The 26120-nt window shown below is 67.5% G+C and carries 23 protein-coding genes and 2 tRNA genes; 16 read left to right on the forward strand and 9 right to left on the reverse strand.

What is annotated here, in order from left to right; translation table 11 throughout:
* Nucleotides 1-6: 6 nt before the first annotated feature.
* From EI73_RS05315 to EI73_RS16225, 7 genes are all read right to left on the reverse strand, one after another.
* Nucleotides 7-1203 (reverse strand): branched-chain amino acid ABC transporter substrate-binding protein, encoded by a 1197-nt coding sequence (locus EI73_RS05315; RefSeq protein WP_034384868.1) that lies wholly within the window; start codon nucleotides 1201-1203, stop codon nucleotides 7-9.
* A 40-nt stretch (nucleotides 1204-1243) separates the two neighbouring features.
* A complete protein-coding gene (locus tag EI73_RS05320) occupies nucleotides 1244-2455 on the reverse strand; it encodes a 23S rRNA (cytosine(2499)-C(5))-methyltransferase (RefSeq protein ID WP_034387780.1) in 1212 nt (403 codons plus the stop codon).
* A gap of 77 nt (nucleotides 2456-2532) precedes the next feature.
* On the reverse strand, nucleotides 2533-3744 hold the full coding sequence (locus EI73_RS05325; RefSeq protein ID WP_034384869.1) for a thiolase family protein: 1212 nt from the start codon (nucleotides 3742-3744) through the stop codon (nucleotides 2533-2535).
* Between the two features lie 206 nt (nucleotides 3745-3950).
* On the reverse strand, nucleotides 3951-6299 hold the full coding sequence (locus EI73_RS05330; protein WP_034384870.1) for a 3-hydroxyacyl-CoA dehydrogenase/enoyl-CoA hydratase family protein: 2349 nt from the start codon (nucleotides 6297-6299) through the stop codon (nucleotides 3951-3953).
* A gap of 256 nt (nucleotides 6300-6555) precedes the next feature.
* Nucleotides 6556-6828 (reverse strand): hypothetical protein, encoded by a 273-nt coding sequence (locus EI73_RS05335; RefSeq protein ID WP_034384871.1) that lies wholly within the window; start codon nucleotides 6826-6828, stop codon nucleotides 6556-6558.
* Nucleotides 6825-7577, reverse strand: coding sequence for a sulfite exporter TauE/SafE family protein (locus EI73_RS05340; protein WP_034384873.1), 753 nt, complete (start codon nucleotides 7575-7577; stop codon nucleotides 6825-6827). Before EI73_RS05340 ends, EI73_RS05335 begins: the two co-directional genes overlap by 4 nt.
* Before the next feature lie 202 nt (nucleotides 7578-7779).
* Nucleotides 7780-7903, reverse strand: a tRNA-OTHER gene (locus tag EI73_RS16225).
* Between the two features lie 139 nt (nucleotides 7904-8042).
* Here EI73_RS16225 and EI73_RS05345 point away from each other — a divergent pair.
* From EI73_RS05345 to EI73_RS05380, 8 genes are all read left to right on the forward strand, one after another.
* Nucleotides 8043-8624 (forward strand): hypothetical protein, encoded by a 582-nt coding sequence (locus EI73_RS05345; protein ID WP_034384874.1) that lies wholly within the window; start codon nucleotides 8043-8045, stop codon nucleotides 8622-8624.
* A gap of 67 nt (nucleotides 8625-8691) precedes the next feature.
* Complete coding sequence (locus EI73_RS05350) at nucleotides 8692-8916, forward strand: helix-turn-helix domain-containing protein (protein ID WP_034384876.1); 225 nt, start codon at nucleotides 8692-8694, stop codon at nucleotides 8914-8916.
* Between the two features lie 88 nt (nucleotides 8917-9004).
* Entirely contained in the window at nucleotides 9005-11614 is a 2610-nt protein-coding gene (locus EI73_RS05355; protein WP_034384878.1) for a YfjI family protein, read from the forward strand.
* A 518-nt stretch (nucleotides 11615-12132) separates the two neighbouring features.
* On the forward strand, nucleotides 12133-12423 hold the full coding sequence (locus EI73_RS05360) for a hypothetical protein (protein ID WP_034384880.1): 291 nt from the start codon (nucleotides 12133-12135) through the stop codon (nucleotides 12421-12423).
* Nucleotides 12420-12635, forward strand: coding sequence for a hypothetical protein (locus EI73_RS05365; RefSeq protein ID WP_156103466.1), 216 nt, complete (start codon nucleotides 12420-12422; stop codon nucleotides 12633-12635). Before EI73_RS05360 ends, EI73_RS05365 begins: the two co-directional genes overlap by 4 nt.
* Nucleotides 12636-12717: 82 nt before the next feature.
* Nucleotides 12718-13164 carry a hypothetical protein gene (locus EI73_RS05370; RefSeq protein WP_034384882.1) on the forward strand — a complete coding sequence of 149 codons (447 nt, stop codon included), beginning with the start codon at nucleotides 12718-12720 and terminating at the stop codon, nucleotides 13162-13164.
* A gap of 151 nt (nucleotides 13165-13315) precedes the next feature.
* Nucleotides 13316-13522 carry a helix-turn-helix domain-containing protein gene (locus EI73_RS05375; protein ID WP_231557291.1) on the forward strand — a complete coding sequence of 69 codons (207 nt, stop codon included), beginning with the start codon at nucleotides 13316-13318 and terminating at the stop codon, nucleotides 13520-13522.
* A 4-nt stretch (nucleotides 13523-13526) separates the two neighbouring features.
* Nucleotides 13527-14750: a tyrosine-type recombinase/integrase gene (locus EI73_RS05380; protein WP_051935420.1), complete on the forward strand. Its 1224-nt coding sequence runs from the start codon at nucleotides 13527-13529 to the stop codon at nucleotides 14748-14750.
* Between the two features lie 97 nt (nucleotides 14751-14847).
* Here EI73_RS05380 and EI73_RS05385 read toward each other — a convergent pair.
* Nucleotides 14848-14922, reverse strand: a tRNA-Ala gene (locus tag EI73_RS05385).
* A gap of 59 nt (nucleotides 14923-14981) precedes the next feature.
* Here EI73_RS05385 and EI73_RS05390 point away from each other — a divergent pair.
* Both EI73_RS05390 and EI73_RS05395 read left to right on the forward strand, forming a co-directional pair.
* A complete protein-coding gene (locus tag EI73_RS05390; protein WP_034384885.1) occupies nucleotides 14982-16280 on the forward strand; it encodes an HD domain-containing protein in 1299 nt (432 codons plus the stop codon).
* 36 nt (nucleotides 16281-16316) lie between these two features.
* Nucleotides 16317-17768: a glycoside hydrolase family 13 protein gene (locus tag EI73_RS05395; RefSeq protein WP_034384886.1), complete on the forward strand. Its 1452-nt coding sequence runs from the start codon at nucleotides 16317-16319 to the stop codon at nucleotides 17766-17768.
* On the opposite strand, the gene EI73_RS05400 is transcribed toward EI73_RS05395, so the two are convergent.
* Nucleotides 17765-18727, reverse strand: a complete 963-nt coding sequence (locus EI73_RS05400; RefSeq protein ID WP_034384887.1) for a homoserine dehydrogenase — start codon at nucleotides 18725-18727, stop codon at nucleotides 17765-17767. The two genes, EI73_RS05395 and EI73_RS05400, sit on opposite strands and share 4 nt — an antisense overlap.
* Nucleotides 18728-18860: 133 nt before the next feature.
* On the opposite strand from EI73_RS05400, the gene prfA reads away from it, so the two are divergent.
* From prfA to ilvN, 6 genes are all read left to right on the forward strand, one after another.
* Complete coding sequence (gene prfA / locus EI73_RS05405) at nucleotides 18861-19973, forward strand: peptide chain release factor 1 (protein WP_034387785.1); 1113 nt, start codon at nucleotides 18861-18863, stop codon at nucleotides 19971-19973.
* Nucleotides 19960-20460 carry an NUDIX hydrolase gene (locus EI73_RS05410; protein ID WP_034384888.1) on the forward strand — a complete coding sequence of 167 codons (501 nt, stop codon included), beginning with the start codon at nucleotides 19960-19962 and terminating at the stop codon, nucleotides 20458-20460. The genes prfA and EI73_RS05410 overlap by 14 nt, the downstream gene beginning before the upstream one ends.
* 21 nt (nucleotides 20461-20481) lie before the next feature.
* On the forward strand, nucleotides 20482-21468 hold the full coding sequence (locus tag EI73_RS05415) for an RluA family pseudouridine synthase (protein WP_034384891.1): 987 nt from the start codon (nucleotides 20482-20484) through the stop codon (nucleotides 21466-21468).
* A gap of 145 nt (nucleotides 21469-21613) precedes the next feature.
* Entirely contained in the window at nucleotides 21614-23386 is a 1773-nt protein-coding gene (locus EI73_RS05420) for a DEAD/DEAH box helicase (protein ID WP_034384892.1), read from the forward strand.
* 364 nt (nucleotides 23387-23750) lie between these two features.
* Nucleotides 23751-25469, forward strand: a complete 1719-nt coding sequence (gene ilvB, locus EI73_RS05425; protein ID WP_034384895.1) for a biosynthetic-type acetolactate synthase large subunit — start codon at nucleotides 23751-23753, stop codon at nucleotides 25467-25469.
* On the forward strand, nucleotides 25466-26074 hold the full coding sequence (gene ilvN, locus EI73_RS05430) for an acetolactate synthase small subunit (protein ID WP_034384897.1): 609 nt from the start codon (nucleotides 25466-25468) through the stop codon (nucleotides 26072-26074). The genes ilvB and ilvN overlap by 4 nt, the downstream gene beginning before the upstream one ends.
* The last annotated feature ends 46 nt before the right edge of the window (nucleotides 26075-26120 follow it).

The following is a 26120-nucleotide window of genomic DNA, read 5'->3' on the forward strand; positions in this document are numbered from 1 at the left end:
CCTCTCCTACTTCAGGTTGTCCGCGTTGACGGTCTGTACCTTGACAACCTGCGCCTGCAACACGTCGTCAAAGCGCATCATCATCACCCGCGAGCGTTCCCGCTCCCCGTTGTCCTGAAAGGCGATGGCTCCGGTCACCGTCGCGCAGCGGCTCTTGTCGGCGTTGAAGCAGGCGGGCAGGTTAACCTTGCGAACCGCCGCGCTCACCTGCGCGCGTGTGGGCAGGGTACGGCCGCTCCCCATCGCCGCCTTGATCGCACTGAGAAGCGTGTTGGTGGCGTCGTAGGCGTAGACGGCCACCCCACTCGGCTTGGTCTTGTAGGCGGCCTGGTACCGTTCACTGAAGTCCAGGGCGTTCGAAAAGGCGCTGGGCGGTCCAAACACCGTGCTGTAGACCACGCCCGCCCCCGCGATGCCGGCGCGCTGGAGGAAGCTGGGCGAGTCCAGACCGTCTCCGCCCATAAAGGTGGCGGTGACGCCCGCCGCCCGCAGCGCCTTGACAAGCTGAGAGCCGGTGTCGTCCGTGCCGCCAAAGTACACGACATCGGCGGAGCTCGCCGCCACCCGCTTCACCGCCTCGGCAATCTGTGCGGGGGTCGAAGCGCCCATGTAGGCGGCCACCGGCACCTTGCGCTTTTTCAGGTTAGCCATCAGCGCCCGCGTCAGCCCATTGCCATAGGCGGTGTTGTCGGAAATCACAAAGACCGACCGCGCCTTCAGCTCTTCGGCGAGGTAGTCGGCCGCCGCCACCCCCTGCGCGCTGTCCGGCGCAACCACTCGGCTAAAGTGCGACCAACCGTTTTGGGTGAGCTGGTCCCCCGTGCTGGCGGGAGAAATCATGGCGAGTTTGGCAGCCGCGAAGTGTTGGGCCAAGACATTAGACACACTGGAATTCAGCGCTCCCACCACGCCGATGATGGCCTTGTCGGCCAGGATGGTCTTGGCGACCTGCGGGGCCAGTGTGGCTGAGGCTTGGTCATCGTAGGGCGCCAGCACGAGGTCATAGCCCAAAGCCTTAAAGGCCCGTGCCTGTTCCTGCACCGCCAGCTCTGCGCCGCGCTTGACCTCGCTGCCGATGGGCGTCAGGCTGCCGCTGAGCGGGCTGACCGTCGCAATCTTGATGGTCGCCGCCTCGGCCATACCGGTCAGCAGCAGCGCAGAAAGGACGGCCCGCTTCCACCTCTTATCCCATGAATGTTGCATAACTCACGGTACAAAGGCGCGCTCACAAGCCTCTTACAGGCTAGTCCAGGTGCAGAACGATCGCCTTGAGGTACTCGGCCTCAGGAAAACTCGCGTGGTGGTCGGGAGCGTGGCGGCTGGTCCGCAGCTCGCGCCACTTGCGGCCGCTGCGCCGCGCCGCACCCCGCACCGCCTCGAAAAACTCCTGCGCGCTGACGTGGGCGCTGCACGAGGCACTTACCAACACGCCACCCGGTGCCAAGCGGCGCAGGCCATCTGCGGCCAGCCTCCCGTACGCGCGAAGAGCCCCCGCCCGTTCCACTTCCCGCCGTGCCAGGGACGGCGGATCAAGAACGATGAGGTCAAACTCGCGCCGCGTCTGGGAGAGCCAGGTGAAGGCGTCGGCCTGCACCGTCTCGTGCGGCGCGCTGAGGCCAGGGTTGAGGGCGAAGTTTCGCGCCGCGCTGGCCAGGGCATGGGCGCTGAGGTCGAGGCTGACGACCTCCCGCGCCCCACCCCTGGCCGCGTACAGCGAGAAGCCCCCGGAAAAGGAAAAGGCGTTGAGCACCCGCCGTCCCCGCGAGAGCCCCTCCACCCGGCGGCGGTTCTCGCGCTGGTCGAGGAAAAAGCCTGTCTTCTGCCCGCGCACCACATCGGCCTCAAAGCGGATGCCGGACTCGCGGAAGAGAACTGGGCCGTCCGGCTCGTCACCCACCAGCGTCTGACCATCGTGGAGCCCGGCCTCTCCCGCCAGCGACGCGATGTTGCGGCTGAGGCGCAGCACCACGCGAAAACCGGGAAAGCGCTCTGCCAGCAGGGCGAGAAGCAGGGGGAGCTGCGGGAACCACGCCGCCGTGTAGAGCTTCAGGACCAGCGTCTGCGCGTAGCGGTCCACCACCGCCCCGGGAAAGCCGTCCGACTCGCCGTTCAGAAGACGGTAGCCGTCCGTCTCCGGGCCGAAGAGGGCCGCGCGGCGCAGCAGAGCCGTATCGCGCCGCGCCCGCCACCACGCCTTGTCCACGGTCACCGGTAGCCCCACGTGCAGCACCCGCAGTCGCAGCGGCGAGGTGGGGTCGTACAGGCCGATGGCCAGAAAGCGGTCACGGCGGTCATACACCACGGCGAGTTCACCCGCCTCCCCCTCGCGGTTCTGCTCACGCACGCTGGACGCATACAGCCAGGGGTGACCGCCGCGCAGCTGCGCTTCGGCAGCCGCCGTCACGCGCAGGCGCAGGCGGGGGCGGGCAGGAGGGGCCGTCACAGGGTCGGGCATCGCGAGGCAGGGTAGCGCACGAAAAGGGGCGCGCAGGTTCTTTCCTGTCACGCCCCAAAGCCGCCCCTGTTCCGTCTTCAGTCGGCCGCCTGCTCGCTCTGCCCGGCTTCCTCGGCCGGATAGACCTCGATCACGCCCGCTGCGCCCATGCCGCCGCCGATGCACATGGTGATCAGCGCCTTGCCGCCACCGCGTCGCCGCAGCTCATAGATGGCGGTGGTGGTGAGCTTGGCCCCAGAGCAGCCCAGCGGATGGCCGAGGGCAATCGCGCCGCCATTCACGTTCAGCTTCTCCTCGGGAAGGCCAAGCTCGCGGACGACGGCGAGGCTCTGGGCGGCAAAAGCTTCGTTGAGCTCGATCAGGTCGATGTCCTCTAGGGTCAGCCCGGTTTGGGCCAGCACCTTGGGAATCGCCTTGACCGGCCCGATGCCCATCAGCTCGGGCTCGACGCCCGCGACCGCAAAGCCCAGAAACTTCGCCAAGGGCTTTACACCGAGTTCCTGCACCTTCTCGCCGCTCATGAGCAGCACGGCGGCCGCACCGTCCGAGAAGGGGCTGGAGTTGGCGGCGCTGACAGAACCGCCCTGCTTAAAGGCCGGGCGCACCTTCGCCATGTCTTCCAAGTTGGCGTCGTCGCGAATCAGCTCGTCGGTGTCAAACAGGACCGTCTCGGATTTGACCTTGGTCCCCTTCACCGTATCCTTGCGGACGGGCACGGGCACGACCTCCTCCTTGAACTTCCCGGCGTTGCGAGCCGCAGCCGCCTTCTGGTGGCTTTGCAGCGCGAAGCGGTCCTGATCCTCGCGGCTGATGCCGTACTTGGCGGCCACGTTCTCGGCGGTCAGGCCCATGCCGATGTACGCGCCGGGGCGCGTGTCCACCAGGTCAGGGTTGGGGCTGGGGTTGTGGCCGGTCATGGGCACCATGCTCATGCTCTCCACGCCCCCGGCCAGCATCACGTCCGCCTGCCCGGTCTGAATGGCTGCCGCGGCCATCGCGATGGTCTGGAGGCCGCTGGAGCAGAAGCGGTTGATCGTCACGCCGCCGACCGAGTCGGGCATACCGGCCCGCAGCGCCGCGAGGCGGGCGATATTCAGCCCCTGCTCGGCCTCGGGAATCGCGCAGCCCAGGTAGACGTCCTCGACGATCGCCGGATCTACGCCCGCGCGCTTCACCGCCTCATCGAGGACGAGGGCGGCAAGGTCATCGGGGCGGGTGTTGGCGAGGGTACCTTTGACGCCGCGGCCCACCGGGGTCCGAACGGCGGAAACGATAAAAGCGTCTCTCACGGATGTTCTCCTTTGTTGCAGAAGGCAGAGGCGGCTTGCGGCGACCAGCACTGCTGCAGACGGTAAGGTTGGCGGTTGAGCGGGAAGGGGTTCTGGCCCGCGAGGCAGCCCAGGCGCCAGCCACCCCCTTCATAGCGTGAGCCTCTCGACTGCATTCGACAACGAGTGAAGTTCCGATCGGTGCCGCGCCCGCCCGCCTCCTGCCGTCAGTTGCGCAGCGGCTTGCCGGTCTTGAGCATGTGAGCGATGCGGTCTTGCGTCCCCTTCTTGCCCAGCAGCGTCAGGAAGGCTTCGCGTTCCAGGTCGAGCAGATGCTCCTCGCTGACCTTGGCATTCCGGTTGTTGCCCGTACCGCCGGAAAGGACGCGGGCGAGCTCTGTGGCGACCACCGTGTCGTACTCGCTGACGTAGCCGCCTTCACGCATCCCGTACAGCGCCATCTTGACGGCGGCGATCGCCGCATCCCCCATCACCGGGATGTCCTGGCGGGGCGTGGGCTGGATGTACCCCGGTGCCAGCGCCAGCACCATCCGCTTGGCCTCCTCGATAACGTGGTGTTTATTCATCACAACCGTGTCGTGGTCGCGCAGGAAGCCGAGCTTGCGGGCCTCCAGCGCACTCGTGGACACCTTGGCGGTGCCGATGAGTTCAAAGGCGCGCTGCACAGCCGGCAAGAGCGGCTGGCCCGGCTGCAGCTGGTCGGTGAAGCGCAGCAGCATCTCCTTGGTGCCCCCACCGGCAGGAATCAGACCTACGCCGACTTCCACCAGGCCCATATACAGTTCTGCGCTGGCAACGATGTGGTCAGCATGGATGGAAAACTCACAGCCGCCGCCGAGCGCGAGGCCAAAGGGCGCCGCAACGGTGGGATGCGGCGAAAAGCGCATGGAGGTGGTCATCTGCTGGAACTGCCGAATGGCGCTGTCGAGCTCGTCCCATTCCTCATCCTGCGCCTGCGAGAGGATCAGGGGCAGGTTTGCCCCCGCGCTGAAGTTCTCGCCCTGGTTGCCCAGCACCAAGCCCGCGTAGCCCATCTCCTGCACGAGCCGGTGTGCGTCCTGTACGGCGCGGAGCTGGTCTTCCCCGAGGGCGTTCATCTTCGCGTGCCACTCGACGAGCAGCACGCCGTCTCCAAGGTCCACCACGCTCGCGCCGGGGCGCTTCTTGACCACCTTCGTGGCGTCCTTTTTCAGATCCTTGAGGATGAAGTACGGCGCCTCATACCGCGTCGGCTCGCCCGTGGGGGTCACGACCTCGCCATCTTGATAGAACCGCTCGCGGCCCGTCTCCTTCATCCGCTGGAGCAGGGGCGGGAGGGTGCGGCCTTCCGCTTCCAGACGGGCGATCACGGCCTGAACGCCCAGCGTGTCCATCGTCTCGAAGGGGCCCTGTTCCCAGCCGAAGCCCCACTTCAGGGCGTGATCGATATCCGGCAGGCGCTCACTGACGTGCCCGGCCATCTTGGCGGCGTACCAAAAGCCGTCGTTCATCACGCCGCGCAGGAAGTCGCCCTCCTTGCCTTCGGCGTGGTAGAGGGCCTTGACGCGCTGATCAAGGGGCAGATTCTTGACGCTCTCGACCAGGGGTACCTTCACCTTGCCGCGGTCTTCATACTCCAGCGTCTCAAGGTTGAGGCTGAGGATCTTCGTCTTGCCCTTCTCGTCCTTTGTCTTCTTGTAGAAGCCGCTGCCGGTCTTGTCCCCCAAAAACCTCTTCTCCTCGACCATCCGGCGGAAGAACTCCGGCAGGCTGAAGTCTTCGTCCTCCGGGGTGGCCCGGTTCAGGTCATTCGCCACGTGGGAGATGATGTCCAGGCCCGAGAGATCAGCGGTGCGGAAAGTGGCACTCTTGGCACGGCCCAAGACGGGGCCGGTGAGCTGGTCCACCTCGTCGGGGGTCAGGCCGGTGCGTTCCATATGCCGCATCGCGCGGACGATGCCGTACACGCCGATGCGGTTGGCGACGAAGCCGGGCACGTCGTTGGCGATCACGATGCCCTTGCCCAGGACATGTTCCCCGAACGCCACAAACGCCCTGAGCACCTCGGGGTCGGTCTTGGGGGTGGGGATGACTTCGAGGAGGTGCAGGTAGCGCGGCGGGTTGAAGAAGTGCGCCCCCACAAAACGGCGCTGGAACTCTTCCGAGCGGCCCTCGATCTGGAGGTGCATCGGGATGCCGCTGGAGTTGGAGCTGATGATGGCCGTCTTTTTGGCGACCCCCTCCACCTTTGCCCACAGGTCACGCTTGGCGTCGAGCTTCTCGATGATGGCCTCGAGAATCCAGTCGGCGTCCTTGAGTTTCTTCAGGTCATCTTCGAGGTTGCCCGGGGTGATCAGCGCAGCGCGGCTTTCGTCCATAAAGGCGGCAGGCCGGGCCTTGAGCGCCCGCTGAATCCCCTGCTTGGCCAGAAAGTTGCGGTCAGGCTGATCGGGCAGCACGATGTCGAGGAGCAGGACCGGAATGCCCGCGTTGGCGAGCTGAGCGGCGATGGCAGCCCCCATCACGCCCGCGCCGATCACGGCGGCCCGTTGAATGCGGTACGGCTGATTCTTCATGCAACCTCCAGCAGGGTAAATCTTGAACTCAGTCCAAATTTTAAGACTGTTCGGGGCGTTTGTCCACTGGGGCCGCAGGGCTTGGCCCAGGTGCCTTTGTGCCTTGAGCCGTTCTTTAGCGGGCCTGGAAAGAGGTGGGCGCTGCCCGTACAGTAGAGGTCAGCTCGTTCAACCGTGCTTGCCGGAGCCGCAAGGAGACGCGGCTGGATGCTGAAGCGCCCGCCATCATGACGGGCGTTTCTTGCGGGTGGCCGCTCTACAGCAAGCTCTTGACCCCATACACCACGGCGAGCCCTCCCAGCGCCGCGAGCGCGGCGAGGCTCAGGCGGCGGTCACGCTTCCAGGCACCCACCGCCACCCACACCGCGGCCAGAACGGGCACCAGGCCGACCCAGGCCACCCCGCCCGCAGCGAGCTTTGGAAACAGCACCCCCAGGGCCAACAGGACCACCGCCACCCAGAACCCGAGGGGATAGAGCCAGGCGGGAAGCCCAGCGAGTTCGGTGTCGCTTTTGCGCTCGGGGCTCACGTGTGCCCCCAGTATTTCCAGAGAAGCTGACCGGCGGTCAAGACCAGCAGCACGCTGAAAAACAGCTTGAGCCCCGCAGCGGGAATGCGGCTTTGTAGCCCGGCTCCGGCACGCGCCCCGACAAGCACACCCAGCGCGACCCCAGCGGCAAGGCGCACGTCCAGCAGCCCGCCTGCCTGGTAGACCAAGGCGTTTCCGACGGCGGTCAGCCCCATGATGAAGGTCGAGGTGGCGATCGCCTGCCGGATAGGAACCCCCGCCAGCAGGTTGAGCACCGGCACCTGCACCGTGCCCCCACCGATGCCCAACAGGCCACTCATGATGCCGGCAAAGGTCATGGCAGGCGGTACCAGGCGGCTCGGTGGCCGCTCGACCTCCACCCGCTTCAGCCCGCGAAGCAGGTTGTAGGCCGAATACAGCAGCAGCAGCGCAAAGACCGTGGCGACCGCCCGCGCCGGCAAAACCAGCCCCAGAAAGCTACCGATTGCCCCGCCGATGATGGTGTAGGGCGAAAGCAGGTACCCTGTGCGGGCACGCACCAGGCCCTGTTGCAGGTAGCTGGCCGCGCCGCTCAAGCCCACCGCCAGCACCCCGATCTGTGAGACCGCCACCGCCTGCCCGATGGTGATGTCGCGCCCGAAGTGCGGAAGCACGAATTCCAGCGCGGGAACGACCACCACACCGCCGCCCAGGCCCAGAATCGCCCCCAGCACCCCGGCGAGCAGGCCGACACCGATCACCGCAAGCATCACAAGAGGATCACGGGCATGAGGCTAACACGGCGGCCCATTCCGGGCTCTTGTCCCGCACCCAGTACTGCCCTGCGGCGGCCCAGAGCAACGGTCCACTGCGCAGGGCCGCCCCGCCGTGTCCCGTGCATCACGCCCTGTTTTGGGGACGGGAAGCCGCTCGGGGCAAAAAAAGAAACACCGCCCAGAGCGGTGTTTTTCTTGGTGGAGGCAAAGAGATTCGAACTCTTGACCCTCCGCTTGCAAACTGGCCTAGACGTGATTTATGGCAGGGAACGGACCCCTACGCATCTTCCCAAATTGACCGCTCTGGAGGGCATTCTCCCCTATCGACCGCGCCCGCTTGTGCGCTCTGGATAACGCACCGTAACGGATGGGTTGGTCACGCGTTGGTCACGGTTGGTCATGCCTGCTATGTGCGGTTACGTTGCGCTGAGTCACGGACGGTGTGTTATCTTCTGATACATGTTTGCGGTCGGCTCAGCTCCTAAGCGTTCCTCGCGTGAATACCGCGAGCTTGAGCGTGATGAGCTGCGGCATGAGCTGGGCGTTGAATCCATGCGGAACTGGTACGACGCGCTAGACCTTCCCATGTGGACCCTGGGAGGGTTCCAACCGCGCATCCCTGAAGAGGAACGGGAACGCATCGACCATGAAGCGCAGAAGGCCTACCGTGCCCACTGGGATACCCAGCGGGCCGTAAGGCGCTGGTATGCCGCCCAGGTTGCGGCTGGTCGACAGGTACGAACGGCAGAGCTTGCCGAGCGCCTGGGGGCACAGGATGACGCCCAGGCCCGCGCCATGCTGCAGGCCTTCGCCTTCGACCTCTTCCACCTTCACCGGCACCTCTGGCGGGCGCTCAAGCACCTGGAGGCCCAGGAAGCGGGCCTGACCTTCGAAGAGGCCCTGACCGCCGTTAAGCGCGAAGAGCGCCGCTTGAAGCGGCTCTGGGCACGGCCTCTGCCTGCAGCACGGCCCACGCGCCTGAAGCGGCCCCGGCCCATCGACTACCGGCCCCAGGTCCAACCGACCGCACCGACCAACTAGAGAACTTTCGCCACTGGCTGAAGTTCTCCCCCGCTGACCTGCGGGTGTAGTTGGAAGGTGTTTCCCTTTGACTGCGATCAACCCTGAAGAGCTGGGCGTGTCTTCGCCCATCGTGCCCGCGTTCCTGAGCGTGCCGGATGCTGCCGCCTACCTGGGCGTACACCCGGCCCTGGTTTACAAAGAGATTCGCGCCGGTCGACTTCGCGCTGTGAAGATCGGCGCGAAGGTCATCCGCATTCCCCGTGAGGCACTGGAGGCATACACGGCGGCACAGAGCACGGGGGCCAACTAATGCCCCGCCGTGACCGGGACGGCGGGGCAGGGGCAGCGCGGGCGGGCGCTGCAGACAGTCTAGAGGATCTGGGCCTGCAGGGGGACGCGTGACCGCCTCCGCTCTGACCGCCTCCCCAGAGGCCCCGGCCCACCTGCCCCCCCTGGAGTTCCTGACCGTGCTGTACGGCGGCGCAGAGGCGAAGGGGGCGGTAGAGTTCCGCTTCCTGCCCTCTGGCAAACGGGTCTTCATGCCGTGGCCCATCTTCGACGGGCACCCGGACCTCTTCACGCTGGAGCAGGCCCCGGCAGGGCAACAGGTGTACTTCGGGATCAGCCTCCGCAAAGACTCCAGTGGGGGCAGCAAGGAGAACTGCCTCCCGACGCACCTTCAATGGGTCGACTTCGACCTGAAGGGGACGCCCTACACGGGCGGTCGGACGGACGTGCTGAACATGACCCCGGAGGAACTGCGGGAGGCTGCCCAGGTGCTCTGCCGTGACGTGCTGGCAAAGGCAGAGGCGCTGGGCCTCCCGGTGCGCCTGGTGGTCTACTCCGGGCACGGCCTGCAGGTGTACTGGGCACGTCCGGCCCGGTCGACCCTGGAAGACACCGAACGCTATAACCGCGCCCTGGTTGCCGAGTACGGCCCGGAATATGGGGCAGACACGAAGACAGTCGACGCCCAGCGCATTTTTCGGGTGCCCGGTGGCCGCAACCTGAAGAATCCGGCGCGGCCTCTGCCGGTCGAAGTCTGGTACATCGACGCGGGCGCAGTGACGCCCCGTGAATCCCTGGAGGCGCTGGCCCAGGCCCACGCCCCCAGGCCTGCGCCTCCCCCTCCCCCCCGGCTCAAGCGTCCCACGCCCGCCCCCCCGGAGCAGGGCGACGTGATCCAGGCCTTTAACGCCCGGTACGACATTCACGAGATGCTGACCCGCTACGGGTACACACGGGACGGCGACCGCTACACGCGGCCCGGTGAGGATGCGTCAGGCCGTGACGTGAAGTTGCTGGAGAACGCACGCGGGGTGCTGTGCTCCTACCATCACTCCAGCAATGACCCCCTTGCCGATACCCCGGACGCGGCCCACCTGCAGGAACCCTTCGACCTGTACCGCCTGTATGAGCACAGCGGCGACTACAGAGCGGCAGTGAAGGCAGCGGCAGAGGAGCTGGGCCTCTCCCCTGTCGACGGCGAAGGCATCCGCGTAGGCCCCAGGCAGGCCGCGCCTGCCCTGGAATGGGGCCCGCGTCAGCCCTTGCCGCCAAAGCTGCCGCCCGTGCCCACCATGCCCCCGGAGATGCTGCCCCCCGCGCTAAGGGGGTGGCTCGTCGACGCGGCAGAGCTGGCCTGTGTCCCCCTGGAGGGTATGGCCGCGCCCGCCGTGGTTGGCCTCTCCGGGCTGATCGGGCGCTCTGTACGGATCGACCCGGAGGGCCTGGGGGATTGGATCGTCACGCCTAACCTCTGGGGCGGTGTGGTGCTGCGCCCCAGCGCCCTGAAAAGCATGCAGCTAGACCGGGCGCTGGAGCCACTGCAGGCGCTAGAGAACCGCGCCCGCGATGAGTTCCGAGACGGGGAGATCGACCGGGAATTACGCCTGGAGTCTCTGAAGGCCCAGGAAGAGCAGATCAAGAAAGCGGCCCGAACCAAAGGGGGATCACTCGACCTTGACGCCCTCCGGAAACTGCGGGAAGAACTGCGGGAGGCCGCGCCCGTCGCTACCCGGTACGTGGTCAACAACGTCACGTATGAGAAGCTGGGCGAGCTTCTGGGGGAGAACCCACGCGGCCTGACGATGGTGCGGGATGAGCTGGCCGGGTGGATCGACCACATGAGCCGCGAAGAGAACGCGGAAGCACGGGGCTTCTTCCTCACCAGTTGGAACGGCGACGGCTCCTATGACTTCGACCGCATAGGCCGGGGCACCGTGCGAGTGGATCACCTCTGTCTGGCCGTGGTCGGCATGATCCAGCCGGGGCCGATGCAACAATTCCTGAGACGGAGCCGCGCCGGGACTGCCGGTGACGTGGGCTTACTGCAGCGGTTCCAGCTTCTGATCTACCCGGACGGGATGCCCAAATGGGTACGCCGGGGCCACCCGGCAGACCCCCAGGCGAAGGCCCGCGCCTTTGCGGTGTATGAGGCGCTGGACACCCTGCGCCGGTCAGCGGAGCCGGTCACGCTGACCTTTACCGACGAGGCCCAGGCCGTCTTCAGGGAGTGGCGCGACACCCTGGAGAACCGCCTCCGGGGTGGGGAGTTGGTCGACTCTCCCGCGTTTGAATCACACCTGGGCAAATACCGCTCCCTGGTGCCCTCGCTGGCCCTGATCTTTCATCTGGTCGAAGTGGCCCAGGCCCACCCGGACCCGGCCACACTGCCGCCCGTGTCCATCGATGCGCTGGAGCTGGCCCTCAACTGGGCTGAGTTCCTGGAGTTGCACGCCCGGAAGGTGTACGCGGTCGAAGTAGGGGGCTTCCACGCCCCGGCCTATGCCCTCGTCGACAAGATCAAGGCGGGCGCGGTCAGGGATGGGGACCGGCTGTATGCCCTGCGCCGGAAGGAGTGGGCCGGGCTGAAGGATGAGGAATTGGGGCTGGCCCTGAGCGCCCTGACCGAATGGGGATGGGTGCAGGTCGAAGTCGTAGAGACGGGCGGGCGACCGGCGGAAGTGCTGCGCCTGCACCCGGAGCTGACGGGGGGTGAAGCGTGACCACCTTCAAAATGCGGAGCTACCGAAAAACGGCGGCAGACCCCGCCCCCCCCACCGCTAAAACCGACAAAAGCCCCACCCCGGCCCCCGTGCCCCGTTGTCGCTGCCCCTTCTGACGGTTCTGACGGTGGGGGGGTGGGGGTGCCCGCCCCGATTCCAGCCGGGGCCGCGCCTGCAGTCACCCGACTCCCTGACGGGCGGTTGAATGCCGCCGTGCTTCAGCTCCAGCCGGGGCGCTGCGCTTCCTGCACTCACTGGCAGGGGCCGGACGAATACGGCGACGGCCTCTGTCCCCTGGGTCGACGTGCCCACGGGTGGTATGACGGCAACCCTGACGCGCCGGTCATGACCACGCCCCTCCATGAATGCGCGGCCCATGCCGGACGCGGCTGGAAGCGGCGCAGATGACCACCCATAAGCCCCTCTCAGACAGGCCAGCGCGGGCGCTCTTTGCCGTGCTGCAGGTCTGCTGAGACATTCCAGGGGGGCTAACCCCCCCCTCTCTATAGGAGGGCACCATGCCTAACCCTGATCCGGTCGAAGCACGGCAAGCGAAGAGACGCAAGCGGCGCGGAAAGCCTGGCACCCTCGAAGATGCGCGGGCGCTGCTGTGGCGGGCACTCCAGAGGGCCGCTGAGCTGCTGGAGGAAGACGACCCGGCCCTAACCCTGAAGGCCGTGCACGCGGTCAGCCAGGGGGCAAGCAGTTACGCGAAGCTCGTCGAAGTGGGAGAGCTGGAGGCCCGTATCGCGGCCCTGGAGATCGCCCAGGAAGGCCCAGGCCCCCGCGTGGGCAGGGGGGCGGCATGACCCTTCGCAGGCGGTTACGGGAGTTGGAGGCGCGGCAGGGTGCGGGCGGCGTCGAAGTCTGGTGGATGGTCGAAGACCGGCCCGGTGCTTACCGGCGCAAGCTGGGGCAGGGGGAGGCGGTGGCCTTCGCTGACCTGCCCCCCTGCCCGCGTGGGCGGCTGCGAATCCTGGTGGATTACGTCGACGGCCTGGGCCTGGGGGGGGCACTGTGACCCGGCGCGGCAGACTCGCCCGCCTGGTGGCCCTGGCCCTGCCTGAAGACCTGCGCCAGGCAGTCACGGCGCGGGGGGCGGCATGACCCGGCGGAAGCGTCTCGCGGCGCTGGAGCTGGCCGCAGAGCAGGCGAAGGCGGCGCGGGTGGAAGCGCAGCGGGCCACGGTTGACCGGGCATGGGGGCGGCTCTCTCAGGCAGACCGGGAGACGCTGTGTGAGCTGAGAGACGCCCCCCAGGAACAGCTAGACGCGGTGGCGGAAGCGTTGAAGCCCTACCGCGTGAGCGCCGAGTATGGGCACTTTCTCGACTGGATCAGCGCGGCGGATGAGGTGGCAGAGGATGACCTCTTGCCCCTCGCCCCGGTGGGGGCGGCTGAGCAGCTCGAAGCGTGGGCGGCAGACTTCGACCGGGCGCTGAGTGAGTGCGAGATGCCCACAGCGGCCCTCATGACGGCTTTCAGGTGGGGCGCGGCGAATTGTCGATGGTGGGCGAGTCTCGCCCGCGAGGTGGGGGAGGTGGCCGGGTGAGACGCCCAGGGGCAGGCGGTGGGGATGCTTCTTTTTTACGTCGGAAAATGTCGGAAAATGTCACGCCCACGGGCAGGCCCGCCCTCTCTGCTGCTTGAAACATATCACTTTATGACATACCATGTCAACGGGTGATATAAGAATGACTGGAATGAATGAACAGGTGCGGCGGGCGGTCCGGGAGCGTATGCAAGAGCAGGGGCTGACCCAGACAGAGCTGGGGGAGTTGGTTGGAATGGCCCAGCCCAACGTGCAGCGGCTTCTGGCCGGACGCGTGGGGGCGGTGCCGGAGAGCTGGCAGAGAGTCCTAGACGCGCTGGGCCTGGAGTTGGTCGCCGTGCCCAGGAAGGAAGCGTGAGGCTATGGCACGGGCCAAGAGGGTCGACAAGGCGAAGAACGGCAACGGGCGCGGCACCATCGACCAACTTCCGAGCGGGAAGTGGCGCTGGAGGATCACGGTTGGTCTGAAGCCGGACGGCACGCCCATGCGCAAGAGCGGCACGGCCCCCACAGAGAAGGCGGCCTGGGCCGCGATGACCCAGGCCCAGGCGGATCACCTGCGGGGCGGGGTAGCCGCGCCTGCCCGCGTGACCCTGGGCGAGTGGCTGGAGCGGTGGCTGGGGGGCAAGGAAGCGGGGCTGGCCGCGAAGACGCGGCACAACTACCGGAAGTTGATCGACCTGCACATCACGCCCCACCTGGGCCGGAAGCGCCTGCAGGAAGTGCGACCCGCTGACCTCCGGGCGCTCTATGCCCACCTGACCGGGGCGGGGCTGGGCGATTCCATGCAGCGTCAGGTGCACAACGTCCTGCATGGGGCCTTCGCTGAGGCGCTGCGCCTAGAGCTGGTGATGCGTGACCCTTCTGCTGTGGTGCGGCCCTCTCCGGTGCGGCGGCAGACTGCGCCGGTCGATAAGGCGCTGACAGCGGAAGAGGTCGCTACGCTGCTTCCCGTGCTGCAGGCGAGCCGCTGGGGGCTGATCTTTGAATTCATGCTGCACACCGGCCTACGCCGGGGCGAAGCGTGCGGCCTGAAGTGGGAGCACGTCGACCTAGAGGGGGGCGTCATCCACATTCGGGAGAATCTGGTGTCGATCAATGGAGCCGTGCAGGTGAGCACCCCAAAGACGGCGAAGAGTGCGCGACGGGTGCATCTCTCCAGCGAGGGCCTGGGCTGCCTGCGCCGTCAGCGTGACCTGCAGGCCTTTGAACGGGAGGCGCTGACCGCTGGGCCGGTACCGGGGCACGCGAAGGACTACCAGAGGAAGCGCCTCTGGACCGACACCGGCTATGTCTTCACGGGCATATCAGGCGTCCGGCTGAACCCGGAGAACCTGGGCCGCTACCTGCACAAGCTCTGCGAAGAGGCGAAGATTAGGCCCGTGACGGTGCACGGCCTGCGCCACACGCACGCGTCCCTGATGCTGCGCCGTGGGGTGCCGCTGGAGGTGGTCAGCGAGAAGCTGGGGCACTCGCGCCCGTCCTTCACTGCAGACGTGTACCGGACGGTCTACCAGAGCGAGCATGAAGAGTGGGCGGTCAACCTGAGCGAGCTGACCGGGGGGCGGCCCAGGGTCGTAAATTAGGCCGGTTGGTCACGCGTTGGTCATAGACCTCAAAAGAGCAGGCGAAAAAGCGACTGCACGAAAAGAGAAAACCGCGCACTAGGCGCGGTGTTTTCTTTGGTGGAGGCAAAGAGATTCGAACTCTTGACCCTCCGCTTGCAAAGCGGATGCTCTCCCGCTGAGCTATGCCCCCAGCGGCGCTTAAGGTAGCAAAGCCAGCGAGACAGAACAAGAGCCGTTACCATAACGCCCATGTTGCGCCGGCCTTCCCTCCCCCCCTTTCCAGCGGGCGCCCTGCTGGTTGGCGGGGCGGTGCGCGACTGGCTGCGGGGCCTGGCTCCCAGGGATTTTGACTGGGCGGCGTCCTCGCCCGCGCAGGCAGCACAGGCGCTGGCCGCGCAGGTGGGTGGCCCGGCCTTCGCGCTCGATGAGGCGCGGGGCTACTGGCGGGTTCAGACACCAGCGGGTATTCAGCATGACTTCGTGCCGCTTCCGCAGGACATCACCAGCGATCTCCTGCGGCGGGACTTCACGGTCAATGCGCTTGCCCTTACCGCCGACCGGAAGCTGCTGGACCCGGCGGGTGGGCGGGCCGATCTACGAGCACGGCGGCTGCGGATGGTGTCGGAGGCGAATCTGCGCGAAGATCCCCTGCGGGCCTGGCGGGCGGTGCGCTTCGAAACCACCCTGGGCTTTCGCCTGGAGCCGGCGACGGAAACGGCCGTCAGGCAGGCGGCGGCCGACCTCGCGGCGGGCCGACTGCCGCTTCCCGCGCCCGAGCGGGTGCGCGATGAGTGGCAGGTGCTTCTCTCGCATCCGAACGCAGCAAGAGGGGTGCAGCGTATGGAACGCCTCGGCCTGCTCGCCCTCACCCTGCCTGAACTGCGTGAAGGGATCGGGGTACAACAGGGCGGCTTTCACCATCTGGATGTGTTCGGACACGGGTTGGAAGCGCTGCACCAACTGCTCAGCCGCTTTCCCGAAGCGGAGCTGCCGCTGCGGTGGGCGACGCTGCTCCACGACGTGGGAAAGCCGCGTACCCGCGAGACCGAGAAGCACCCTGGCCGCATCACCTTCTACGGCCACGAGCGCGTAGGGGCAGAGCTGGCGCGGGAGGCCCTGACCCGGCTGCGTCTGCCGAGCGCGGAGGTGAACCGAGTCGCGGCCCTGATTCGCGCCCATATGGCCCATCTACCCAGCGACGAGCGGGAGGCGCGGCGCTTTGTTCACCGTCGCCGCGAGCTGCTGCCCGACCTCCTGCGGCTGATGCTCGCTGACCGTGAGGCGGCGCGGGGACCACAGAGCACGCCCGGCACCCGTCAGGCCTATGCTCTTGGCATTGAGCGCGTGCTCGCCGCGCTCGAAGAGCAGCCCGCCCCCCCACCCCCACTGCTCAGCGGACACGACGTCATGGCGCTGCTGCACCTTCCTCCCGGCCCGGCTGTCGGGGCAGCACTCCGAGCGGTCGCCGAGGCACAGGCGCTTGGTGAGGTGCGAACCGCCCAGGAGGCACGGAGTTTTTTGCAGGCCTGGCACACAAGGAACCCCTAAGGCCCGGGGGAAGCGCTTCCGCTATCCTGGCCCGGCATGTCCTCCTCGCCGCTGCCCCCCCGTACCCCGGAATGGGTCGCCGACGCCGTCTTCTACCAGATTTTTCCCGACCGCTTTGCCCGCAGTGGCCGGGTGACGGGCCTTCACCTGCAACCCTGGGGCAGCCCGCCCACCGTGCACGGCTACATGGGCGGGGACCTGTGGGGGGTGATCGAGCACCTGGATCACCTCACGGCGCTGGGAGTCAACGCCATCTACTTCTGTCCGGTGTTTCAGTCGGCCTCCAATCACCGCTACCACACCCACGACTACTTTCAGGTCGATCCGATGTTGGGAGGCAATGCCGCGCTGCGGGCGCTGATCGAGGCGGCGCACGCCCGCGGCATCCGCATTGTGCTGGACGGCGTCTTTAACCACGCCAGCCGGGGCTTTTTTCAGTTCAATGACCTCCTCGAACAGGGCGAGGCGAGCGCCTACCGCGACTGGTTCCATGTGGAGAGCTGGCCGCTCCATGCCTACGACGACTCGCAGCCCGCGGGGTATCAGGCGTGGTGGGGGCTGCGCGCTCTGCCCAAATTCAACACCAATCATCCTGCGGTGCGCGAGTTCTTATGGAACGTGGGCGAGTACTGGATGGCGCAGGGAATCGACGGCTGGCGGCTTGACGTGCCCAATGAGATCGACGACGACGCGTTTTGGCGCGAGTTTCGCCGCCGCATCAAGGCCATCAATCCCGACGCCTACATCGTGGGGGAACTGTGGGGTGACGCGCACCGCTGGCTTCAGGGTGACCAGTTCGACGCGGTGATGAACTATCACTTCACGCGGCCCTGCCTGGCCTTTTTTGGCCGGCACAGCCTGGACCAGGCGATGAACGAACGCAGCGGTATGGGCCGCATCGAGCCGCTCGACGCCGCCGCCTTTGCTGGGCGCATGACCGAGGTCACCGCGCTCTACCATCCCCAGATCGTCCGCGCGCAGCTCAACCTGCTCGGCTCACACGACACGGCCCGTTTTCTGACCGCAGCGGGGGGCGACGGGACGGCCTTTCGCCTTGCCAGCGTCTTTCAGATGACCTATGTGGGGGCACCGTGCATCTACTACGGTGACGAGATCGGCCTCCCCGGCGGCCCCGATCCCGACTGCCGCCGCGCCTTTCCCTGGCAGGACGAGGCGAGCTGGGACCGAGCAACGCTGCGCCTGTTGCAAACGCTGACCGCGGCTCGGCATGCCACGCCCGCCCTGCGCCGGGGCGACTTCCGCTTTACACACGCGCAGGACGAGGCGCTGGTGTACGTGCGGGAGCACGCTGCGGGCCACGCCTACGTGGCCATCAATGCGGCCCGGACTCCGGCCCGCCTCCCCCTGCGCGACGTGCAGCCCGGCCGGTACCGCGACGCCCTGAGCGGGCAGCTGTACCGGCTGAGCGCGGAGGCGGAGGTGGAGGTGCCGGGGCGTGAAGCTGCCGTCTTGGTGCCGGCTGGCTAGTGCAGCGGCACATGTCCCGGAAACCCGATCAGCCAGTCCAGCAGGTCCCCCACCATCGCGGAGGCGGTGACCATGCCGCCCGCGCCGCCCCCCGCGAAGATGAGGGGACCGCATTCCTCACCCTCGTACACGAGGGCGTTGCGGCTGGCACCCTCGTTACAGAGGGGGTGTGTGGCGGGCAGGCGCTGCGGTGAGACGCTGGCCCGCCAGCCTGAGCCTTCGCGGTGCAGTTCGGCCACGAGCTTGATACGCTGCCCGGCAGCCCGCGCCGCCGCCACGTCTTCTGGGGTCACGTCCTCGATGCCCTGCACCCGCACGGCGGAATAGGGAAAGTCCCCGTCGGCACAGAAGCGCGCCAAGACCGTCAGCTTGTGGGCGCTGTCAAAGCCACCCACATCGAGGGTAGGCGGATCTTCGGCGTAGCCGAGGGCTTGCGCTTCGGCAAGCGCCTGGGCGTAGGTTTTGCCCCCCTCCATCTGGGTGAGGATGTAGTTGCAGGTACCGTTGAGCACCGCCTGCAGGCGGGTAAAGGTGCTCGCGCGCAACACGGTGCTCATCGGGCCGATCACCGGCGTCCCGGCCATCACGCTCGCCTCGTAGTACAGGCGCCCGGCGAGGGCGTACTCGCGCAGCTCGTCCCAGCACTCGGCAAGAAGCGCCTTGTTGGCCGTGATCACGGGCCGCCCGGAACGCAGGTAGGGGCGCAGCAGGGCCAGGGGCCCCTCGATGCCGCCAAGCACCTCGATCACCACGCTGCTTTCCTGAAGAAAGCCGGGGTCGCTGGTGAGCGGCGTGCCGGGCGGAACGTCGCGCGGCTTGGCCGCGTCGCGCACCAGCACACCATTGACCTCGATACGCACGCCCAAATCATCAAAAATCGGCTTGCGGCGCTCCAGAAGCTGCAGGATGTTTTGCCCCACCGCGCCGCAGCCCAACACGCCCACCGTCACCGTTCTCATGCGGGTGACTGTAGCGTCAGCCCGCGCGCTTACCCCTGTTGCCTGCCTTCCGGTCGTCTAGGGAGGGGCAGCGCTAGACTGCGGGTATGATGCCTGTGTCAAGTCTTCTGCTCGTTTCTGGATCGTGTCCACCGTGGTAAGCCAGCGGCTGGAGGAACTCGCTGCGGAGTTCGGCCTGGTGGAGCGGGCGCTGGGTGACCCCGCGATGCTCGCGGACCCCCGCGAGTATGCCCGGCTCACCCGCCGCCACCGTGAACTCATGCCCATCGTGACGCTGTACCGCGAGCACGCGGCGCTTTTGCGCGATCTAGAGGGCGCACGCGAACTGCTGGCGGATCCCGACATGCGCGAGCTGGCGCAGGGCGAGATGGAGAGCCTGGGGGCTCGCCTCGCCGAGATCGAGGCCGAGCTGGAAGTCCTGCTGCTCCCCACCGACCCCGACGACGCCAAGAATGTGATTCTGGAGCTGCGCGCCGGGGCCGGGGGTGCAGAGGCGGCCCTCTTTGTGACTGATCTCCTGCGGATGTATACCCGCTACGCCGAGGGGGCAGGACTCAAGCTCCATGTCCTGGACGCCTCCGAAAGCGACCTGGGCGGCGCGAGCAAGGTGGTGGCGGAGGTGACCGGGGAGTTTGCTTTCCGCGCCCTGAAGTGGGAACGCGGCGTCCACCGGGTGCAGCGGGTGCCCGCCACCGAGTCGCAGGGCCGCATCCACACCAGCACCGTCACGGTGGCCGTGCTGCCGGAAGCGGAGCAGGGTGAGGTGCAGCTTGACCCCTCTGAAGTGCGCATTGACGTCTTCCGCTCGCAGGGGGCGGGAGGACAGGGCGTCAACACCACGGACTCGGCGGTGCGCGCGGTGTACCGGCCCGGCACGCCCGACGAGATCGTGGTGGTGTGCCAAGACAGCCGCTCCCAGATCAAGAACCGCGAAAAGGCCCTCGTCGTGCTGGCCTCACGCCTTGCCGAGCGGGAGCGGGCCGCGCGGGAGGAACGCGAACGCGAGACGCGGGCGGCGCAGGTCGGCACCGGCGAGCGCAGCGAAAAAATCCGCACCTACAACTACCCGCAAAACCGGGTGACCGATCACCGGCTGGAAGGGGAACACAAGAACTTTCCGCTGGAGAGCGTCATAGAAGGCGACCTCGCGCCCATCGTCGCTGCGCTTGCCCGCCTGGAGCGCGAGCGGCAGCTTCTCGCCATGCAGGGAACCGAGGAGCCACGGGGAAGCTATGGCGCGGCGTGACCTGCTGGTCGCCGCAGGGGTCTTGCGGGACAAGTTCGGTCGAGTGCTGCTGGTGGGCAACGACTGGCAGGGCTTGGGCCGGGTGCGCTACACCCTTCCGGGGGGCATGGTCGAACCCGGCGAGACGCTTCTCGAGGCCCTTTACCGCGAGATCGCAGAGGAGACCGGCCTCAAACTCACCGGGATCAAGCACATGGCCTACACGGTCCACATCGAGGATGAGCGCCGGGGCGAACGCGCTGTTGCCGTTGCCTTTGAGGCGACCTGGGAAGGGCTCCTGAATCCTTCCGATCCCGACGGCTTCATTGTGGAGGCCCGCTTCTGTCCGCCCGACGAGGCCGTAGAGCTGTTGGAATCGCCCCCCATGCGCGAGCCGCTGCACGACTATCTGCGAACAGGCGAGCCGGGACGCTTCTACGCCTTTAAGGGATGGGACGGGCGGGGGGGCCTGCGGGTCCCGCCCCTGCGGGCCGAATCACCGCGCTAGCGGGGCGCTACACTGCCCGCCGTGACGGACACCTCCCCCACCCTGCACCTCACCGCCAGACCTGGCCGCCTCGACACGGTGCTTGCGGACCTTGCTGGAGTCAGCCGCTCGCAGGCTGCCGGGTGGATCGAAGGCGGGCGGGTGCAGGTGGGCCGCGTGGTGGTGCAGAAAGCCGGGCTGAAACTCAAAGGGGGGGAGACGCTTCTCGTGCAGCTGCCCCCGCCGCCCGAGGCCGCCATCGCTCCCGAAACGGTCCCCCTCAACGTGTTGTACGAGGATGAGAGCCTCATCGCCGTGAACAAGCCGCCCGGCATGGTGACCCACCCCGCACCGGGGGTGAGCTCCGGTACGCTGGTCAATGCCCTGCTGGGCCGGATGACGCTGCCCGAGCAACCCGGTGCGGCGGGCCCCGACGGCTACCGCCCCGGCATCGTGCACCGGCTGGACCGGGACACCAGCGGCGTGATCGTGGTCGCCAAGACGGTTGAGGCCCACGCCCGGCTTGCTGCTGCCTTCAAGGACCGCGCCACGCGCAAGACATATCTGGCCATCGCGGCCGGAACCTGGAAGGCGCAGGGTCCGCTGACCGTGAATGCGCCGGTGGGCCGCCACCCCACCGCGCGGCAGCGGATGACCGTGGGGGGCGTTCGGCCCCGCGAGGCGCAAACCCACTTCACCCCCCTCGCGGTCCACCCTGATGGACACGGGCGCACGCTGGCGCTGGTGCGGGCGCAGCCGCGTACGGGCCGAACCCACCAGATCCGGGTGCACCTCGCCCACCTGGGCAGCCCCATTCTGGGTGACCCGGTGTATGGCCGCGAAAGCGCAGTGATGCCCCGGCACGCCCTGCATGCCCACTTCCTGACGCTTCCTCACCCCGTCAGCGGCGAGCTCCTGCACCTGCACGCGCCGGTGCCGGATGACCTGCTGGGTGCCTGGGTGGCGCTGGGCGGCACCCTTCCGGCCGAGCTGGAAGAGGAGCCAGAGACAAGAAGCCCGCTGGAGTGACTCTTCTTGCCTTTTTCCCCCCGGTGGTGTAAGATTTTACTTCGTGCGCCGCTCGGGACGTTCCCGGCGGCTTGGAAAGTGCCCCCACTTTCAGGTCAAGCATTTGCTGGTCAACGGGGACGCGCTTTCCCGGAAAGGACCACAAATGAACTTTGATCAACTGATCGCGCCCGAACTCGCGGCGCGTCTCCAGGAACGCGGCATCACCGAAGCCAGCCCCATCCAGGCGGAAAGCCTGCCCCACACCCTTGCGGGGCGGGATCTCATTGGGCGCGCCCGCACGGGAACGGGCAAGACGCTGGCCTTTGCGCTGCCCATTATTCAGAACCTCGCCCCGAGCCGCGAACGGGGGCGCCTGCCGCGGGCCATCGTGATCGCGCCCACCCGCGAACTCGCCAAGCAGGTCGCAGAGGAATTCAGCAAGAGTGGACCGCAGCTGAGCACCGTGACGGTCTACGGCGGCGCGGCCTACGGGCCGCAGGAAAACGCGCTGCGCCGAGGCGTGGACGTGGTGGTCGGAACGCCCGGACGCCTGATCGACCACCTCGAGCGCGGCACGCTGGACCTCAGCGCCATCCAGTACGCCGTGCTTGACGAGGCCGATGAGATGCTGAGCGTAGGCTTTGCGGACGCGATCGAGACGATCCTTCAGAAGACGCCCGAGACGCGGCAGACCCTGCTCTTTAGCGCCACGCTGAACGACGAGATTCACCGCATTGCTCGCCAGTACCTGCGTGAACCGGTGGTGGTGGACCTGGTCGGCGAGGGCAAGAGCCAGGCCGCGCAGAGCGTCGAGCACCTCAAGGTGAAGGTGGGGCGCACCCGCACCCGTGTGCTGGCCGACCTGCTCACCGTCTACAACCCCGAAAAGGCCATCGTCTTTACCCGCACCAAACGCGAGGCCGACGAGCTGGCGCTCGAACTCATTCACCGCGGCATCGAATCCGAAGCGCTGCACGGCGACCTGGCGCAGAGCCAGCGTGAACGGGCGCTGGGCGCTTTCCGCAGCGGCCGCGTGGGCGTGCTGGTCGCCACCGACGTGGCGGCCCGCGGCCTGGACATTCCAGAAGTGGACCTGGTGGTGCAGTACCACCTGCCGCAGGACCCCGAGAGCTACGTGCACCGCTCGGGCCGCACGGGCCGCGCCGGGCGCACCGGCACCGCCATCGTGATGTACGGCGAGCGCGAAGGACGCGAGCTGCGCTTCCTGGAGCAGCGCACCGGCGTGCAGTTCAAGGAGCGCGCCCTGCCCACCCCCAAGGAGGTGCAGGCGGCAAGCGCCCGCGCCAGCGCCGACCTGGTGCGCAAGGTGGAGGCGGAGGCGGCACGGCCCTTCCAGGCCGAAGCCGAACGGCTCTTTAGCGAGCTGGGCCTCGAAGCCCTGGCCCGCGCGCTTGCCAAGATCAGCGGCGTGACCGAACCTGTTCAGGCGGCCAGCCTGCTGAGCGGCGAAGAGGGCCTGACCACCCTGATCCTGCACGGCGAACGCCTGAGCGTGCCGCGCACCGTGGCGCTCATCGCCCGCAACAGCGACGTGGACACCCGCCGCCTGGGCAAGGTGCGGCAGTGGCGCGGCGGCACGGTGGCCGACGTGCCCAGCGAGTACGTCGAGAAGCTGCTGACGGCGTCGCCGCTCGAGGGTGACATCCGGGTGGAAGTCGCCCAGGAACTTCCCGAGCTGTTCGAGGCTCCGGCGCGCGAGGGCCGTCAGGGCGGCTCCGGCTACCGCGGCGGGTTCCGCGACGAGGGTGGCTACCGCGGTGGTCGGGGGAGCGGCGCTCAGGGTGGACGCGGCAGCTTTAGCAACCGTGAAGGCGGCTACCGGGGCGGTCAGGGCCGCTGGAGCCGCGACCGGGATGACCGGGAACGCCGCCGCGAAGACTACTCCGACCGCGAATTCGTGCCCAGCGGGCGGTAGGTCCAGCCGCGGACACTCGCCCGGGTTCTCTCCCGGCTCCACCTTGTTCCCGTATGGCGTCTAGACGCCCTCCCTCTCCTGAGCCCGCTGAGCATTTAGGGTAGGGTCATGAACGCGCCGCACGTGATTCTCGTGACCGTACTTCTTAGCACCGGGGGTTCTGGCTGCTAAGCGCGAGTGCGTGCCGTTCCCCCGCCCCCACCCGGGCGGGGGTGTTTCGTTCAAGGCCAGCGAAGGAGAGAGGCAAGATGAGGAAACGCCAGCAGTCACATGCCAACCGTCCGGGACTGGTTCACCAGGACGCTTGCCGCGCCGCGCCGCCCCCGGGTGAGCGTGGCGCGCGCCTTTTGCAGGAGGGAGACGCATGACCCAAGGCGAGATGACGGGAGCCAAGGCGCTGTGGGCCACCCTGGTCGGACACGGCATTCACACGGTGTTCGGCTATCCGGGCGGGGCGATTATGCCGGTGTATGACGCCCTCACCTTTTACCCGGAGGTGCGGCACATCCTGACTCGGCACGAGCAGGGCGCGGTCCACGCGGCGGAGGGCTGGGCGAAGGCGACTGGGGAGATCGGCGTGTGCCTCGCCACCTCGGGGCCGGGCGCAACCAACCTGGTGACTGGCCTGGCAGACGCCATGATGGACTCGGTGCCCATCCTGGCGATCACCGGAAACGTGGCGCGGCACCTGATGGGGACCGACGCCTTTCAGGAAGCCGACATCACCGGGATCACGCTGCCCATCACCAAGCACAACTACGTGGTGCGGGAGGTGGAAGAGTTGCCGCGCATTCTCGCGGAAGCGATTCGCATCGCGCGCAGCGGACGGCCCGGCCCGGTCCTGGTGGACATTCCTAAAGACATCCAACTCGCGCCCTATTCCGGGGACATTCCGGTCCCCCATGCTCGCCCCGAGGCTCCAGCACCGGCACCGGAGGCGATCGAGCGTGCCCGTGAGCTGCTGCGAAACGCGAACAAGCCCGTCATCATCGTGGGTGGAGGCTCGCTGGACGCCGCCGCGGAGATCACTGCACTCGCCCGCGCCTGGCAGATTCCAGTCATCACCACGCTGATGGGCCTGGGCGCATTTCCCGCCAGCGATCCTCTCTGGCTGGGCATGCCGGGCATGCACGGTTCGGTTGCGGCCAACCGCGCGATCAGCGAGGCCGACGTGCTGCTGGGGATCGGGCTCCGCTTCGATGACCGGGTGACGGGCCGGGTCAGCGGGTTTGCTCCCAACGCCGCCATCATTCACGTCGAACTCGATGCCGCCGAGATCGGCAAAATCGTGCGAACGCACGTGCCGGTGCGCGGGGACGCCGCCGCCGCAGCCCGGCTGCTCAGCGAGGGGGCGCAGCGGCGCGACCGGCCCGAGTGGCACGCCCAGCTTGCCCGCTGGCAGGCGCGCACCCAAAAGCCCGACCGCTGGGGCGCGGCCTATGCCGTGCAGGCCGTCACCGAGCGCCTGCGGCCGGACGACATCCTCGCTTCCGACGTGGGGCAGCACCAGATGCTCGCCGCGCAGCTCGCTCGCTTCGAGCGGCCCCGGCGCTGGCTGAATTCGGGCGGGCTGGGCACGATGGGCTTTGGCTTTCCGGCGGCCATCGGCGCGGCCCTGGCCGAGCCCGGCGTGCGCAGCGTGGTGATTGCTGGAGACGGCGGCTTTCAGATGACCGCACAGGAGCTGGCCACCCTCAAGAAGTACGACATCCGCAACGTCAAGATCTGCATCATCAACAACGCCTACCTCGGCATGGTGCGGCAGTGGCAGGAACTCTTCCACGAGCGCCGCTACTCGGAAGTGTGGCTGGGGGACTCCAACCCCGACTTCCTGAAGCTGGCTGATGCCTACGGTGTCCCCGGCTACCGCGCCGACAGCGCCGAACACCTCCCGGGCGCCATCGACGCCTGGCTGGCCGACCCAAAGAGCGCCCTCCTGGAGGTCGTGGTGCCGCACGAGCACGGCGTCTTCCCGATGGTGCCCGCCGGGGCGGCCCTCAGCGAGATGATCGAACAGGAGCCGGCGCGGTCCATTCCCGGCAACGAGCGCAACCCCACCGCAGAGGAGGCAAAGGGCGCATGACCGACCCCACCCCCCGTGACCACCTCGTGTCCGCCCTGGTCCGCGACGAGCCGCGGGTGCTGACCCGCATCACGTCCCTCTTTGGCCGGCGCGGCTACAACATCAAGAGCCTCTCGGTCGGTTCGACCGAGCACCCCGGCGTCAGCCGCATGACCTTTGTGGTGACCGGTGACCGCGGCGTGGTCGAACAGGCGATGCGGCAACTGGAAAAGCTGCACGACGTCATCAACATCATCGACCACAGCCTGGAGAAGTACGTAGACCGCGAACTCGTGCTTGTCAAGGTGGCCATCACGCCGGAAAGCCGCGTGGAGGTCCGCCAGATCGCGGAAGACTTCCGGGCCCGCATCGTGGACGTGGGCCGCCACGCGCTGACCTTTGAGGTCACCGGCGACGAGGGCAAGATCACCGCCTTTATCGAGCAGATGCGCCCCTTTGGCATTCTGGAAACGATGCGCACGGGCCGCGTGGCGCTTACGCGCGGCTCCAACGCCGATATTCCCACCCACGTCTACCACGCGGGCGAGACCCAGGCCCTCAAACCCGCGGTGGAGGGCGTCGAACCGCGCGAGGAGCGGGCGCGAGGCGTACCCAATCTGTTCTAAGCCGCTTCCCTAGTCCACCCATCCCCCTCGCCCACCATTTGTAGGA

It is taken from the genome of Deinococcus sp. YIM 77859 (assembly GCF_000745175.1).
In the GTDB taxonomy this organism is placed as follows: Bacteria; Deinococcota; Deinococci; order Deinococcales; family Deinococcaceae; genus Deinococcus.

Excerpts from the sequence above, each read along its gene's own strand:
- EI73_RS05375 (WP_231557291.1), top strand. The coding sequence starts at position 13,316 with ATGAATGAACAGGTGCGGCGGGCGGTCCGGGAGCGTATGCAAGAGCAG.
- EI73_RS05410 (WP_034384888.1), top strand. The coding sequence starts at position 19,960 with ATGGCGCGGCGTGACCTGCTGGTCGCCGCAGGGGTCTTGCGGGACAAG.
- EI73_RS05365 (WP_156103466.1), top strand. The coding sequence starts at position 12,420 with ATGACCCTTCGCAGGCGGTTACGGGAGTTGGAGGCGCGGCAGGGTGCG.
- ilvB (WP_034384895.1), top strand. The coding sequence starts at position 23,751 with ATGACCCAAGGCGAGATGACGGGAGCCAAGGCGCTGTGGGCCACCCTG.
- EI73_RS05380 (WP_051935420.1), top strand. The coding sequence starts at position 13,527 with ATGGCACGGGCCAAGAGGGTCGACAAGGCGAAGAACGGCAACGGGCGC.
- EI73_RS05320 (WP_034387780.1), bottom strand. The coding sequence starts at position 2,455 with ATGCCCGACCCTGTGACGGCCCCTCCTGCCCGCCCCCGCCTGCGCCTG.
- EI73_RS05340 (WP_034384873.1), bottom strand. The coding sequence starts at position 7,577 with ATGCTTGCGGTGATCGGTGTCGGCCTGCTCGCCGGGGTGCTGGGGGCG.
- EI73_RS05315 (WP_034384868.1), bottom strand. The coding sequence starts at position 1,203 with ATGCAACATTCATGGGATAAGAGGTGGAAGCGGGCCGTCCTTTCTGCG.
- EI73_RS05395 (WP_034384886.1), top strand. The coding sequence starts at position 16,317 with ATGTCCTCCTCGCCGCTGCCCCCCCGTACCCCGGAATGGGTCGCCGAC.
- EI73_RS05330 (WP_034384870.1), bottom strand. The coding sequence starts at position 6,299 with ATGAAGAATCAGCCGTACCGCATTCAACGGGCCGCCGTGATCGGCGCG.
- EI73_RS05390 (WP_034384885.1), top strand. The coding sequence starts at position 14,982 with ATGTTGCGCCGGCCTTCCCTCCCCCCCTTTCCAGCGGGCGCCCTGCTG.
- ilvN (WP_034384897.1), top strand. The coding sequence starts at position 25,466 with ATGACCGACCCCACCCCCCGTGACCACCTCGTGTCCGCCCTGGTCCGC.
- EI73_RS05400 (WP_034384887.1), bottom strand. The coding sequence starts at position 18,727 with ATGAGAACGGTGACGGTGGGCGTGTTGGGCTGCGGCGCGGTGGGGCAA.
- EI73_RS05360 (WP_034384880.1), top strand. The coding sequence starts at position 12,133 with ATGCCTAACCCTGATCCGGTCGAAGCACGGCAAGCGAAGAGACGCAAG.
- EI73_RS05420 (WP_034384892.1), top strand. The coding sequence starts at position 21,614 with ATGAACTTTGATCAACTGATCGCGCCCGAACTCGCGGCGCGTCTCCAG.
- EI73_RS05345 (WP_034384874.1), top strand. The coding sequence starts at position 8,043 with ATGTTTGCGGTCGGCTCAGCTCCTAAGCGTTCCTCGCGTGAATACCGC.
- EI73_RS05370 (WP_034384882.1), top strand. The coding sequence starts at position 12,718 with ATGACCCGGCGGAAGCGTCTCGCGGCGCTGGAGCTGGCCGCAGAGCAG.